The organism is Flavobacterium bomense, assembly GCF_003970355.1.
The window spans coordinates 1-13,233 of the sequence record NZ_RYDJ01000014.1; the positions used below are offsets into that span (position 1 = coordinate 1).

General features: G+C 37.1%; 12 protein-coding genes and 1 pseudogene. 3 read left to right on the forward strand and 10 right to left on the reverse strand.

What is annotated here, in order from left to right; genetic code table 11:
* Positions 1-108 precede the first annotated feature (108 nt).
* A pseudogene (locus EKL98_RS11690) lies at positions 109-612 on the reverse strand (IS91 family transposase); the annotation flags it as partial.
* A gap of 268 nt (positions 613-880) precedes the next feature.
* On the opposite strand from EKL98_RS11690, the gene EKL98_RS11695 reads away from it, so the two are divergent.
* From EKL98_RS11695 to EKL98_RS11705, 3 genes are all read left to right on the forward strand, one after another.
* Positions 881-1,111 carry a hypothetical protein gene (locus EKL98_RS11695; RefSeq protein ID WP_066082045.1) on the forward strand — a complete coding sequence of 77 codons (231 nt, stop codon included), beginning with the start codon at positions 881-883 and terminating at the stop codon, positions 1,109-1,111.
* On the forward strand, positions 1,101-1,448 hold the full coding sequence (locus tag EKL98_RS11700; RefSeq protein WP_126455663.1) for a type II toxin-antitoxin system PemK/MazF family toxin: 348 nt from the start codon (positions 1,101-1,103) through the stop codon (positions 1,446-1,448). Before EKL98_RS11695 ends, EKL98_RS11700 begins: the two co-directional genes overlap by 11 nt.
* Before the next feature lie 502 nt (positions 1,449-1,950).
* Positions 1,951-3,402: a flavin-containing monooxygenase gene (locus EKL98_RS11705; RefSeq protein ID WP_126562582.1), complete on the forward strand. Its 1,452-nt coding sequence runs from the start codon at positions 1,951-1,953 to the stop codon at positions 3,400-3,402.
* Between the two features lie 486 nt (positions 3,403-3,888).
* On the opposite strand, the gene EKL98_RS11710 is transcribed toward EKL98_RS11705, so the two are convergent.
* From EKL98_RS11710 to EKL98_RS11750, 9 genes are all read right to left on the reverse strand, one after another.
* A complete protein-coding gene (locus EKL98_RS11710; RefSeq protein WP_126562584.1) occupies positions 3,889-4,707 on the reverse strand; it encodes an MOSC domain-containing protein in 819 nt (272 codons plus the stop codon).
* A 45-nt stretch (positions 4,708-4,752) separates the two neighbouring features.
* Entirely contained in the window at positions 4,753-7,110 is a 2,358-nt protein-coding gene (locus EKL98_RS11715) for a multicopper oxidase domain-containing protein (protein WP_126562586.1), read from the reverse strand.
* A 2-nt stretch (positions 7,111-7,112) separates the two neighbouring features.
* Entirely contained in the window at positions 7,113-9,647 is a 2,535-nt protein-coding gene (locus EKL98_RS11720; protein ID WP_126562588.1) for a heavy metal translocating P-type ATPase, read from the reverse strand.
* 58 nt (positions 9,648-9,705) lie between these two features.
* Complete coding sequence (locus EKL98_RS11725) at positions 9,706-9,927, reverse strand: hypothetical protein (protein WP_126458589.1); 222 nt, start codon at positions 9,925-9,927, stop codon at positions 9,706-9,708.
* 106 nt (positions 9,928-10,033) lie between these two features.
* Positions 10,034-10,594, reverse strand: coding sequence for a helix-turn-helix domain-containing protein (locus EKL98_RS11730; RefSeq protein ID WP_126458586.1), 561 nt, complete (start codon positions 10,592-10,594; stop codon positions 10,034-10,036).
* 2 nt (positions 10,595-10,596) lie between these two features.
* Positions 10,597-11,325 carry a DUF3347 domain-containing protein gene (locus tag EKL98_RS11735; RefSeq protein WP_126562590.1) on the reverse strand — a complete coding sequence of 243 codons (729 nt, stop codon included), beginning with the start codon at positions 11,323-11,325 and terminating at the stop codon, positions 10,597-10,599.
* Between the two features lie 77 nt (positions 11,326-11,402).
* Entirely contained in the window at positions 11,403-12,245 is an 843-nt protein-coding gene (locus EKL98_RS11740; RefSeq protein ID WP_233579257.1) for a hypothetical protein, read from the reverse strand.
* A complete protein-coding gene (locus EKL98_RS11745) occupies positions 12,214-12,741 on the reverse strand; it encodes a heavy-metal-associated domain-containing protein (protein ID WP_126554821.1) in 528 nt (175 codons plus the stop codon). The genes EKL98_RS11740 and EKL98_RS11745 overlap by 32 nt, the downstream gene beginning before the upstream one ends.
* 6 nt (positions 12,742-12,747) lie before the next feature.
* Complete coding sequence (locus EKL98_RS11750) at positions 12,748-13,218, reverse strand: TlpA family protein disulfide reductase (RefSeq protein ID WP_126458574.1); 471 nt, start codon at positions 13,216-13,218, stop codon at positions 12,748-12,750.
* Positions 13,219-13,233: the final 15 nt, after the last annotated feature.

A 13,233-nucleotide genomic window follows, 5' to 3' on the forward strand; every position in this document is an offset into this window, starting at 1 on the left:
TAGGTGGTCATTTTGAATTGGAATCAGGTGCTCACTTTAAATTGGAATTGGGTGGTCAATATCACTGGAATTTGCACCTTTGGGACACAAGTTCCCTTACCCATAAATTTAATTTTCATAGGAACTTGAACTTTGGCTACCGCCAAGAAACCAAGCTGGTGGACCGCGCTGGTCGAAAACTGCTATTCTGTGTAAATTTCCTGTTTTACAACACGGACACTTGGGTAAAAAGGGCTTCTTTTCTACTTTTTCTAAAACTTTTACCCTAAGTTTTTCCTGTAAAAGTTTCAGCTTTTGTCGCTTCCAAGTGCTGCTCAAAAAACCATAATGTCTTATTTTTACAAAACGTTTGGGCAAAATATGCAACGCAAAACGCCTGATAAATTCCTGATGCGTGAGTGTCATTTGTTTTTTCACACCCGCTACTCGGTAATCCTTATAAGTAAAAGTCACGTTTTCATTGTCAATGTTCTTGATTCGATGGTTGCTAATGGCGATTTTATGGGTGTATCTCCCCAAATATTCCACCACTGACTTTGGACTTCCAAAAGGCTTCTTAGCAAATACAACCCAAGGCTTGCGCCACAATTCTTTCCGGATTTGTTCGTATTCTGTGCAAATGGATTTATATTTTGGGATACTAAGAGCAATATTTAACCCTTTTTACGGACTGTTTTATTTTAATAATCATAAAGCGAGTTTTGCCAGAACGAGTTTTAATTGTAGTTTAAATAACATATATTTACTCACTGTTTAACCAAATACAGTTCGTTTAGAGGGTTTTAGACGAACTGACGTTGTGCGACATGCGAAAAAAAAATCATACTAAACAACTTCATATCTAAAAAAGATATACCTTTGTGATATCAAATTAAAACATATGAAAACAGTATCACTTAAAATAGATGATTCAATTTTCGGAGAAACCGAAAAAATTCTTTCAAGAATCAGTATTCCTAGAAATAGATATATCAACGAAGCAATTGAATATTATAATAAAGTACAGAAAAGACAAATTTTAGAAAAAAGACTTAAAGCCGAATCCGAATTAGTCAAAAAAGATTCAATGAACATTTTAAAAGAATTTGAAAAAATTGACTATGCAGATTAATCAATACGAAATTTGGATTGCTGACTTGAATCCACAAATAGGAACTGAGGCAGGTAAATCTAGGCCTGTTCTAATTGTTCAAACAAATTTGCTGAATAAAGTATCGCATCCCTCAACAATCGTTTGTCCAATAACTACAAACGTTGAAGATGATTCTGATATTTTAAGAGTTCATATTAAAAAGGGAATGGCAAATTTACATGAAGATTGCGACATAATGATTGATCAAATTCGAGCAATCGACAACAAAAGATTATTTAAAAAAGTTGGAAAATTACCAACCGATTTAATTGAAAAAATAAAAGAAAATATTGCGATTATCATGGACCTAGAATAAGCACGACCAGATGGCTCGGAAATACACTCAGTTTTCCCCTTAACAAATAGCGCGGTTTTGCAAACCGTGCCCATTCCAATTGGTAATTATAACACTTAGTCGGTAGGTAGCCGAAGAAATAAAGCTAACAAAACCCAAAAAAAAACTGACGTTAAAATGTAAAAGCTATGCCGCTTTAAGGATATAGCTTTTCTGACTTGTTTTATCTGCATGCGCCGGTGGGCACGGTTTACAAAACCGCGCTAACCTTAGTGACGACATATCTGATAGACATGGAAATTTTAAAAGCCAAATTACTAGTTGGACAAAAGAATGACCTCAACGCTACATCGTGTTTATTCAAAAATAAATCTGTCGTTTAATCCTAATAAAAAACCCTTCTTTTTCACTTCAAAAGGTTTTCATAGCAATTACAAACACCGTTACTTAAGAAAAAGTAATGGTGTTTTTTTATTGCTACAATTTTGTATTTTGCAACAGCATTTAATTCTAAAATAAAAACATGAATACTAATCATATCGATATTATTATAATAGGAGCGGGTTTATCCGGTATAGGCGCTGCGTGTCATTTGTCACGTAAAAATCCAGACAAAAACTATGTTATTTTAGAGGCAAGAGCGGAACTTGGAGGTACCTGGAGTTTGTTTCAATACCCTGGAATCCGTTCCGATTCGGATATGTATACTTTTGGGTATTCCTTCAAAACATGGGAGGATCAAAAGTCTTTCGCCGACGGACCTTCTATATTAAAATACCTCAATGAAGCCGCAGACGAATATAAAGTGCGAGAGCATATCATCTACAATCAACGCGCTCTTTCTTATAACTTCGATACAGAAAAAAAATCATGGACGGTCACTACCGTAAATACCGTCACGGAAGAAGAAACAGTTTATAGGTGCCAGTTTATCTTTAGCTGTAGCGGCTATTATAATTATAACAAAGGGTACACTCCTGAATTTAAGGACCAATCCCGTTTTGAAGGTAAAATTGTCCATCCTCAAAAATGGCCTGAAAAATTAGATGTTGCCAATAAAAAAGTGGTTATAATTGGCAGCGGAGCCACTGCTGTGACCATCCTTCCGGAGCTTGCCGCCGAAGGTGCACAAGTTGTCATGCTGCAACGATCGCCAACCTATATTGCTGCTTTACCCAATAAAGACAAAATTGCTGCTCGCCTCAAAAGCCTGTTCCCAAAAAAAGTAGCTTATAGACTGATTCGTTATAAAAATATTTTTTACGCTATTGTCTTTTTTAATCTGTGCAAGTTCTTTCCAGAGGCAATGAAAAAATTCATTATAAAAGGGGCCGAAAAGGCTTTGGGTAACTTTCCCGTGGACCCTCATTTTATACCCAATTACAATCCATGGGAACAACGTTTTTGCATTGCGCCAAACGGAGATTTTTTTAGAGCCATCAGAAAAGGGAACGCAGCGGTAGTTACGGATCATATCGATTGTTTTTTAACAAATGGGATTTTACTAAAATCGGGGAAGACACTGGCCGCCGACATTATAATTACCGCAACTGGACTTGATTTAGTGGCGTTTGGAGGCGTAAAAATTCAACTGGATTCGCAACCTTTTGATGTTTCTAAATCTTTTGTCTATAAAGGCCTCATGTTAAGCGAACTCCCCAACTTCTTTATTTTTGTTGGCTATACCAATGCTTCGTGGACGTTGAAAAGTGACCTTACCAGCGAATATATATCTCGGGTTTTAAATTATTTGGACAAACACCATTATAAAGCGGTGCAGTCAAAAGTAGTCGAGACAAATTTAAAACCGGTTCCACTACTCAACCTGAATAGCGGCTACATTAACAGAGCAGCGAATACGCTTCCTAGTCAGGGAAACAAAGCACCTTGGCGTATTTACCAAAATTATGTGCTGGATTATAAAATGCTTCGCTTGGATGCCGTTAAAGACAAACGACTTACGTTTTTCAAATAAAGAAGGTTCAAGAGTCCGGATAGTAAAGAATTGGGTATTAATAATCCGGAAGTAAACGGTCTTCGAGCTCCAAAATCCTAATAAAACCTGAGAACGTTCAACAACATATCAATAATGCAAATTAAATAGATTGTCAAAGTATTTAAAACACGTTTGGAACAATCTAAACGCCCAATTCTTTGGCTAAAAGAAAAATCATGCTATTATTACTGCATTGATGATCGAAAGGTCAAACGGAATGAACGTGGAAGATCATATGATTAACGGAAACCAAAATCACACGGAATAAAAACATAAAAAAAATTGATTTGATTGTTTGTACATACGTTGTAACACACAAGAGATGAACAAGAATAGTATTAAAAGTCGGGTTGCTCTGCAGCGTCTCCCGACTATTAATACTATTTCAGTAAGCAATAAATTTGAGTAAGAAATCTGGAAACTTAGTCAACGGATTACCTCATATTCACGAAAAGAAAAGGCCATTTAAATAGAAATCAAAATGGTAATAGCATCACCAACAGTAACAAGACCAGTTCCAGAACCGATCAAGTTTTGTCCAAACAACACATTATTTCCCGATGTCCTGTATTTTGCCAAAGTCCGCAAAGGATCTTTTCCTGATGTCACTCCTTTTTCTTGGTCTACAGTTGTCATTACGCATCTCCCGCAAGGTTTCACTCCAAAAAAAGTCAGCTCACCTATTGTGAATTCTTTCCAAGAATCCTCTTCATAAGCGTCACCTCCTGTAACAACAAAATTAGGTCGAAACCGATTCATCGGCAGTGCTTTTTTTAAACGGAAATTCAAATCATCCAATGACGATTGACCAATCAACAAAAAAGGATAGCCATCCGAAAAAGAATTAATATCAGCTTGCGTAACGGCATATTTAGCCTCTACTTTTCGGTGACTTTCCTCAGGCATGTATACCAAACGAGCCGAAAATCCCAATATTCGAGAAAACCAATCTGAAACAACCGAATCTACTTCATACGCCTGAATGGAGTCCTCCCAGACCATCACATCAATTTTAGTTTCGGCTTCCGAAAAAGATTGCTGCAGCGGAAATTGTATTGTTTCTAACTGCATGCGATGTGTAATCTTCAGGAAATTCCCTATAATTTCAGGTAGAAAAAGAGCTAATTCCGGATGTTCCCTTTGCGACAGAAACATTCCGTTTTCATCAATCAACAACCAACGGCGGTCGTGTTCCAAACCACGATCGGTCACTTGAGCTTTTTGCAATTTAATTCCACCTAATGATTTTACAGGATAAATCCAGATTTCTGAAAGTTGTACCATAGCACTCTATTTTTCCCAAAATTACAAAAACAAAGTATTCCGTTTTTAATAATTCAAACTCAATCCAAAACCCATTCCCATATCGCTGTCATAATGCGTGGTAATTCCAAAATTTCTCTTGACTATATACCGCAATCCCGCCATGTATTCTTTGTCCGTATTCCACATTAAATTCATGCGCAATCTTTTAGAAACCGGAATATCCATGCGTTCAAATTGCAACCTGAAATTCCCGTCGGTATACACTTCGGCTTGTGCTTTAATCAGCATTGGCATGGTATATTCGACTCCGGCACTAAAAACGGCGCGATTGTCTTTGGTATTGGTTTGCCCAAAAAGATTCTCTTCCATTGCTCCCATTTCCATTTTTCGATACCGCCAGTCAAAACCAATAAATGGCATTAACCACTGCATTTTCCCTAAATATCGTCCAATATGCGTTTCCGTTTCATACCCGTGATGATCGGTATAACCCAAACGCCATTCGGTACCAATACTCCAACGCGTGTTTTGAATCATCAGCATTCCATCGTTCCCATTGGTGGCAAAATCATTTTCGGCCATCACATGGAAGGCTCTGTCATCGGCAAATAATTTGCGTTGCGCTAATTTTGGATTTGGAATCAAAGGATTGGGCTCTTGATTTTCATAACTAAAAACGCGACCCATTCCCGCCATCATGTGATAGAGAATGTGACAATGAAAAAACCAATCGCCTTTGACATTCGCATTAAACTCAATCGTATCGGTTTCCATCGGCATAATATCGATGATATTTTTCATGGGAGCGAACTCTTTCTGACCATTCAGGACTCTAAAATCATGTCCGTGTAAATGCATCGGGTGGCGCATCATGGAACCATTGAAGAGTACAATTCGAACATTCTCTCCTTTTTTAATTAAAATTTTATCGGCTTCAGAAACCACTTTATTGTCCAGACTCCACACGTAGCGATTCATATTTCCTGATAATTCAAACCGCAGTTCTTTTGTCTCCCCAGTCCCCGAAGGGGGAGTTGGAAGCGTTGTTTTAGTAGGTGATTTCAGCATGGCATAATTTAAGGTAGTAATATCAGATAATGCATTACTATTATAATCTTCCTCCGTCATTTTCATACCATCCATCTTCGGAGCGGTTGCCTCCATTTTCATTTTTCCCATATCATGAGACGAATGATCCATCTCCACTTCTTGTTGTGTTCCTCCTTTAGAATCTATAGGCCCCGTGATTTCAGGATACATTACTACATTCATATCCATTTGGTTCAGTGACATTTTCATTCCCATATCATCTAAATCGCCATTCATTTTCATCATGCCGTTCATCATTTTCATTCCTTCAAAATATTTTAATTTTGGCAAAGGCGACATCAGTTGCTTGATTCCATCTCCTAAATACAACGAAGCTGATTTAGTTCTATCCTCCGAAGTAACTAAAAATTCATACGCCGTTTTATCTGCTGGAATCGTTACAACAACATCATACGTTTCAGAAACAGCTACGATTAATCGGTCGACTTCAACTGGTTCCACATCGTTTCCATCACTGGCCACCACGGTAATTTTCCCACCGGCATACGTCAGCCAAAAATAAGTAGAAGCGCCACCATTGGCAATCCGCAACCTCACTTTATCTCCCGCTTTGAACTTCCTCAACCCAGACCCCTCTCCAAAGGAAAGGGGAGAAGAAACGCCATCTATTTTACTTTCATTTTTGCCGTTGATCAAAAACTTATTGTAATACACATCGCTTACATCCATCGCATTCATTCGTTTCCATTCATTGGTAATTTTTGTCTTAAAATGTCCTGCTTTTATGGCTTCGGCATAGCTCTGGGTAGTTCCTTTTTGAATTGCAAACCAATCGGTTGCATTGTGCAGCATCCGATGGACATTTTTTGGATTTAAATCCGTCCATTCACTCAAAATGATTGGAACGGTTGGTAAATCATCAATTCCTGCTCTAAAAGTTGGATCCTCATTTCGTTTGTTCATAACAAAGGAACCGTACATCCCAATTTGTTCCTGCAACCCCGTATGACTGTGGTACCAATGTGTTCCGTGTTGAATAATTGGAAACGTATATTTATGGGTGGTATGCGGTTTTATTGGCATTTGAGTCAAATAAGGCACGCCGTCTTCTTTATTGGGTAAAAACAATCCGTGCCAATGCAGCGAAGTATCTTCATTTAATTCATTGTGTACATAAATTTCGGCAATATCGCCTTCGGTAAACGTGAGTGTCGGCATGGGAATCTGTCCGTTTACGGCAATCGCTCTTTTGGGTGTATCGCCAAAAGTGACAATCGTATCCCGAACATATAAATCATACCGAACTATTTTTTGCGCTTCAGCATTCCAAGCAAAAAGCAAGAGTATAATTATTATGGAGTATTTTTTCATAATTAAAATTTTAAATTACGCAATCGCAACGCATTTGCAATTACTGAAACAGAGCTAAAACTCATGGCCAAAGCCGCAATCATTGGCGAAAGCAACACGCCAAAAAACGGATACAAAACACCCGCTGCAATTGGAATTCCAAGCACATTGTAGAAAAAGGCAAAGAATAAATTTTGCTTAATATTTCGCATCACCGCATGACTTAAGTTTTTGGCTTTGACTATTCCTTGCAAATCGCCTTTCACTAACGTTATTTTGGCACTTTCGATAGCCACATCTGTTCCTGTTCCCATGGCAATTCCTATGTCGGCTTGTGCCAAAGCCGGCGCATCGTTGATTCCATCACCTGCCATGGCTACAATTTTCCCTTCGGCTTGCAATCGTTTAATTTCTTTGAGCTTGTCTTCAGGCAAACAACCCGCTTTATACGAACTCAAATGCAACTCCTGAGCCACTGCTTTTGCCGTATTTTCATTATCACCGGTAAGCATGATTACCTCAACTCCCTGACGCATCAGTTCTTTTATAGCTGTGATGCTTGTGGCTTTGATGGCATCTGTAATCGAGACAAATCCCACCGCAATTCCGTCAATTGAAATATAAGAAACCGTTTTTCCGAGTTTCTGTTCGGCGATAATTTTATTTTCTAATTCTTCGGAAATCGTGGCATTTACCTGCTCCATCAATTTTTTATTTCCGAGTGCCACTTTTTTATCGACTACGGTTCCAATAACTCCTTTGCCGGAAATCGCTTCAAAATCCTTGACTTCGATTAATGAAACTGCTTTCGCTTTCGCAAAATTGACTACGGCTTGCGCCAAAGGATGTTCGCTATACTGATTTAAAGAAGCAATACTTTGCAACAAAGAATCTTCTTCATTATTTAAAGAGAATACTTTTTCAACAGAAGGCTTTCCTTCCGTAATGGTTCCTGTTTTATCGGTAATCAGCACATTTACTTTATTCATATTCTCTAACGCTTCGGCATTTTTTATCAAAACTCCAGATTGCGCTCCTTTACCAACACCAACCATTACGGACATGGGCGTCGCCAATCCCAAGGCACACGGACAAGCAATAATTAATACTGCAATCGCATTGATAAATCCATACACCATTGCGGGTTCAGGACCAAATTGTGCCCAAACAAAAAAAGTGATTATGGAAACCCCAACTACAATTGGTACAAAATATTTAGCGATTCTGTCCGCTAGTTTCTGGATTGGTGCTTTAGACCTACTGGCAGTGTTGACCATTTGTATAATTTGCGAAAGCACCGTTTCCGAACCTACCTTTTCAGCAATCATCACAAAGGATTTATTGCCGTTAATGGTTCCGGAGCTAATACTATCGCCTGTTTTTTTATCTACAGGAATGGGTTCACCTGTTATCATCGATTCATCAACAGTACTTTCTCCATCGGTAATTTTTCCATCCACCGGAATTTTATCTCCCGGTTTTACCCGCAATAAATCTCCTTTTTTGATATCATGAATCGAAATCACTTTATCCCCTTCATTGCTAACCAAAACAGCTTCGGTTGGCGCTAACTTCAATAATTCTTTTATCGCTCCACTGGTTTGACTGTGCGCTCTAGCTTCGAGTAATTGCCCCAATAAAACCAAAGTTAATATCACCGTTGTAGCCTCAAAATAAAGATGAACCGCTCCGTTATCCGTTTTAAATTCATCCGGGAAAATAGCGGGAAAAAACAATCCAACCAAACTAAACAGAAAAGCGACTCCAGAACCAATTCCAATCAACGTAAACATATTGAGATTCCAAGTAACTATAGATTTCCATGCACGCTCAAAAAACATCCAACACGCATAAAAAACGACAGGAAGTGAAAATAATAATTGTACCCAATTCCACTTTTCTAAATCCATAATTTTCATTATTGGATTATTCGGAATCATATCTGACATGGCAATAATAAAAATGGGAACTGTAAAAACTACCGCTATTTTCATTTTGCGGACTAAGTCATTGTACACTTTGTTTTCTTCAGAAGCGGTGGGTTCCATTGGTACTAAATCCATTCCGCAAATGGGACAGGAACCGGGACCGTCTTTGATTACTTCGGGATGCATCGGACACGTGTACCTTGTTTTTGCAACACTCAATTCGGGAACTTTTTCCAGATTCATTCCGCACACAGGGCAACTTCCCGGTTTATCATAGACTTTTTCCCCCTCACAATGCATCGGACAATAGTATTTGCCTTGCGCAGTAGCGGGTAAAATTACGGTTGATTTCTCTTGTGGTTTATTCGAACTGCAACATGACTTCTCAATTGGTTTTTCAGTAATTCCATGAGAATCAACACCAGTATTCATTTCTATGGTGTAGTTTCCAGCGCCAGTTAAAACCTCTTGTAATTGAACTGTGGAAATGTGTTGATCCATTGTTATAGTCGCTATTGGCGGATTCAAAGTAACTGTCGCTTGAATTCCATCAATAACATTCAATGTTTTTTCTACTTTGGAACGGCAACCGTCGCAAGACATTCCAGTGACTGTATAAGTATGTTTCATAATGTTGAATTTAAAAAAAATCGGTTCTATAAAAGTATAGAACCGATTTAAAAAAACTTTAATGTTGATGATTCTCTTCTTTTGTATCACTTGCTTTTGGAGTCATCTGCATCCCACATTTTGGATATTTTACAGATTTATCACTCATTTCTTTCGGGTGCATTGAACAAGAATACATTGCTTTATGGGTTTCCTTTTGGGAAGATTTCACCACTTCTTGAGCTGATGCTATGGAATTCACTGCTAAGAATACGCTTAGTACGATAATTAATGTTTTCATTTTTTCTATTATTAAAATATTTAGCTAAACATTCATTGCTACTAAACAAAGGTACATAACCTTCTATTTTAACTTGTTGTAGAATTTTGGAAATGATTTGTAAGTTTTACAACGCATCAATTTGCGATCTGTTATTTTCTTTTAACTGTTTAAAATGAGTTGGCGTAACGCCCGTGATTTTTTTAAATTGATTGCTCAAATGCGCTACATCGCTGTAATTTAACTTATTTGCAATTTCACTTAAAGTTAATTCTTTGTACATTAATAATTCCTTTACCTTTTCAATTTTTTGAGCAATAAAATAATGCTCAATAGTTATGCCTTGCATTTCTGAAAATAAATTACTCAAAGTACTGTAATCCTGCCCTAATTGTTCTGATAAATAGTGTGATAAATTAATTTTTAATTCCTCATTTTGATGATGTACCAAATCAATAATTAGGCATTTAATTTTCTCTGTCAGTATCGTTGTTTTGTCTTCTAACAATTCAAACCCGAACGATTGTAATTTTATTTCTAACTCTCGCTTCTGATTTTCTTTGAAATTTTCTACTACTTCGACTTCTCCTAACTTCACCGAAACAGGAAAAATTCCAAGTTTTTCGAGCTCGGATTTCACAACCATTATACAGCGACCACAAACCATATTTTTGACATAGAATTTCATCGCTATTGAACGGTTCCTATTCTCCTGCCACAATTTAGCATCTCCGCACCAAAATAGGGATTAATCACGTCTTGGGTTTCACTGATCCAATACCCGTTTTTTCCTGCTCCATACATGGGACAGTAATCCTGATATACGGTTTGTTTGGTTCCAAAGGCTTTTATCAAATCAAAAACATCTTTGCTCAATAACGAAAAATACGTTCTTTGATGCTCCATTTTACCGGCATTATCCCCAATATGTTTGACATTTACTTTGGCATCCGCCACAAAAGCATTGTATTTATTTTTTAATTTGGTGTCTAATGAAGTTGCGCTGGAACTATTCAATATAGTATGCAAATCTTTTGCCGCGATGGCTGCTCCTTTTGAATCGTCTTTGGTTAATGCATTTTTAATTTTGAGATAATTAGATACAATAGCATCGGTTGGAAAAGTCATTTTATCAGCACTCTCCGTTTTGAGCACAGCACCGGATTTTGCCCTGTTTTCAACAGGAGTTAGCTCTTTTTCAGTAGGGATTGTTTGCACCACTTTCTCGGTTAGTTCCATCCCGCATTCTGAACATTCGCCATCGGAAGCACCAGTAACTTCCGGATGCATCGGACAGGAGTATAACTCAGTAGTTTTTTCTGTTTTCCCAGAACTTGTAGCTGCTGCTTCTTTGTTTTTCTGGTCACAAGAAACCGTCATAAATACCGTTATTAAGGACAAAAGCATTATTTTTTTCATTGTGTTTTTTTTATAATTACAAATTTACTTTTATTTAAAATCAATTATTCATTGTTATAAATTTAAGCTTTATCTATTTATTTTATGATATTAAAAAAATTATATTCTAAATTTAAATAAATTCCATTGGGTGCTGTACGCATCATAGAACTCATAATTTCCCTCCGGTAAGCCAAATCCAAACGGGCTTGACTATTGAAAATAAATTGTATTGCCGGAACCACATCAAGATACGATTTTCCATTTTCATTGATCGTTTGCCCAACAAATTCAACCATCAGGTTAATATTTGTTTGTTTAAAACTGGTGTATTTTTTGGGATACATCAGTTTACCAAAAGACAAGGTATAATTCGTGGCGTTATTGCCTAATTCACTTGGAAAAGGATAATTTGGTTTATTATCAAATGCCTTTTCAAAACTTACCGACGAACTAATTGCTACTTTTTTTATCAGTTTCGTGGCTACTAATCCGGTCTCAAAACCCGTATTGTGCCCCATTATTTCAATTTGATCCTGATGAATATCCGCGTTATTAAAACTATACCTTCCAAAAGCAGCCAAACGAAAATGACTGTTTAAATCATCTGTCGAGAAAAACCGGTATTTAGCATAAAAACCGCCTCCTTCTGTAACCAATTGACTGTTTCTATTACTGACAAATGCGGTAGCCCTAACCATCAAATTTTTATTCAAACCATAGGTTACTTCCGGCATCAAATGATAGTTGTACTCTTCACTAAATTGCTCCTCAAAAAGGGATTGTGACAGTCTTACACTCAATGAATTTGCAGGGATATTACTGGCTGGGTCCGTAACAACAAATAATTCTTGGGCTTGCATTTGAGCCGATATCAGGAATAGGACAGCAAAGCGTAAATAACTCATATTAAATTGTTTTAAGGTGAAAATTATTTTCATTTTCAACCATATAACTAGGGTATTTCGACAATGTTTTAAGTGTTTTTTTATACTCTTTTTGAGTAACAAAACCTTTATCAACCACTTTTAACTTTGTTTCCCCGTTCATTGTCTTTGCTTTCACATCAACAAATATAAAGGTGTGTTGACCCTTTTTCAATGCTAGGTTGTCTTCTATTTTCAAATTATCGAAAGCCATTGTCAACACCATGGAGCCCACAAAAAAACCAGCTTTTTCGACACTCGTTTTTAAAGTTTTTGGACTTATTGAATTATTTTCCTTCAAATAAACGGTAAACGTATTCGTATTTAGATCTGTACTGACGCTGTCTACTTCAGTCATGGCCTTTAGCTGTTTGTTAATTGCATTGGAACACATGGAACACGTTAAACCCGTTGCAATTATGTCTGCTTTTGAAATTTGAGAATAGGACTTCATGCTTGCCATCAAAACCAAACAAGCAATACCAATGAATTTTATATTTATATTTTTCATCTTATTTTATTTTTTTATTTGCATTAAAATTTGTTCTTCTGTTGGATTTACAGCAACCAGTTTCCCTGTTGCATCAAAAAGATAGGCACTAGGCAACTGCTCTACGCCAAAGACTATAGCCGATGGCGCATCAAACCCTTTGGGATCAATCAACTGCTCATATTCTAATTTGTCTTTTTGAATGGCACTTATCCATTTCGCTTGATCCGTATCCAGGGATATCCCTATAATTTCGAAATTTTCTGTTTTATACTGATTGTAAAAAGGCACCAGCTTTTTATTGGCCATTCTACACGGTGCGCACCAAGAAGCCCAAAAGTCAATTAAGACGGTTTTCCCTTTTACAGAAGCCAAACTTACAGTGGCCTCTTTATTATTTTTAAGTTCAAAATCAGGTAAATTATCTCCAATTTTCATCTGGGCATTAGCCGTTGAAAAACTGATTATTACACTTACTACCAGAATTATTTTTTTCATTTTATTTTCCTTTAA

Bases quoted from the DNA above. Each gene is read 5' to 3' on its own strand.
- EKL98_RS11695 (WP_066082045.1), top strand. From the start codon at position 881: ATGAAAACAGTATCACTTAAAATAGATGATTCAATTTTCGGAGAAACC.
- EKL98_RS11700 (WP_126455663.1), top strand. From the start codon at position 1,101: ATGCAGATTAATCAATACGAAATTTGGATTGCTGACTTGAATCCACAA.
- EKL98_RS11705 (WP_126562582.1), top strand. From the start codon at position 1,951: ATGAATACTAATCATATCGATATTATTATAATAGGAGCGGGTTTATCC.
- EKL98_RS11710 (WP_126562584.1), bottom strand. From the start codon at position 4,707: ATGGTACAACTTTCAGAAATCTGGATTTATCCTGTAAAATCATTAGGT.
- EKL98_RS11715 (WP_126562586.1), bottom strand. From the start codon at position 7,110: ATGAAAAAATACTCCATAATAATTATACTCTTGCTTTTTGCTTGGAAT.
- EKL98_RS11720 (WP_126562588.1), bottom strand. From the start codon at position 9,647: ATGAAACATACTTATACAGTCACTGGAATGTCTTGCGACGGTTGCCGT.
- EKL98_RS11725 (WP_126458589.1), bottom strand. From the start codon at position 9,927: ATGAAAACATTAATTATCGTACTAAGCGTATTCTTAGCAGTGAATTCC.
- EKL98_RS11730 (WP_126458586.1), bottom strand. From the start codon at position 10,594: ATGAAATTCTATGTCAAAAATATGGTTTGTGGTCGCTGTATAATGGTT.
- EKL98_RS11735 (WP_126562590.1), bottom strand. From the start codon at position 11,325: ATGAAAAAAATAATGCTTTTGTCCTTAATAACGGTATTTATGACGGTT.
- EKL98_RS11740 (WP_233579257.1), bottom strand. From the start codon at position 12,245: ATGAAAATAATTTTCACCTTAAAACAATTTAATATGAGTTATTTACGC.
- EKL98_RS11745 (WP_126554821.1), bottom strand. From the start codon at position 12,741: ATGAAAAATATAAATATAAAATTCATTGGTATTGCTTGTTTGGTTTTG.
- EKL98_RS11750 (WP_126458574.1), bottom strand. From the start codon at position 13,218: ATGAAAAAAATAATTCTGGTAGTAAGTGTAATAATCAGTTTTTCAACG.